Here is a 730-nt window from a genome sequence, read left to right as displayed (position 1 = left end):
GATACGTGTATTTGGGAGGTAACAGGAACACAAGAAGCAGCACCAACGACAGAATGTTATGAAACGGCAACGTTTAATAACGATACTTGCGAATGGGAGGTAACAGGAACACAACAATCAGAACCAATCACAGAATGTTATGAAACGGCAACGTTTAATAACGGTACTTGCGAATGGGTTGTAACAGGAACACAAGCAGCAGAACCAATCACAGAATGTTGGGAAACAGCGACGTTTAATAATGATACGTGTATTTGGGAGGTAACAGGAGAACAATCAGCAGCACCAGCGACAGAATGTTGGGAAACAGCAACGTTTAATGATACAACTTGTAGTTGGGATGTAACAGGAACACAAGCAGCAGCACCAGCGACAGAATGTTGGGAAACGGCGACGTTTAATAATGATACGTGTCTTTGGGATGTAACAGGAACACAAGCAGCAGCTCCAACCACAGAATGTTATGAAACGGCAACGTTTAATAATGATACGTGTATATGGGATGTAACAGGAACACAAGCAGCAGCACCAGCGACAGAATGTTGGGAAACGGCGACGTTTAATAATGATACGTGTCTTTGGGATGTAACAGGAACACAAGCGGCAGCTCCAACCACAGAATGTTATGAAACTGCAACGTTTAATAATGATACGTGTATATGGGATGTAACAGGAACACAAGCAGCAGCACCAGCGACAGAATGTTGGGAAACAGCGACGTTTAATACAG

1 protein-coding gene is annotated in these 730 nt (G+C 43.4%); it reads left to right on the top strand.

Annotated features, from left to right (window positions below):
• Nucleotides 1-730 (top strand): hypothetical protein (locus ES677_RS15425; RefSeq protein ID WP_170235080.1); only part of this gene is annotated, 730 nt, incomplete at both ends.

It is taken from the genome of Bizionia gelidisalsuginis (genome assembly GCF_008086185.1).
Classification (GTDB): Bacteria; Bacteroidota; Bacteroidia; order Flavobacteriales; family Flavobacteriaceae; genus Bizionia; species Bizionia saleffrena.
The sequence above is the reverse complement of the archived record's forward strand: the minus strand, read 5'-3'. Positions and strand labels throughout refer to the sequence as shown.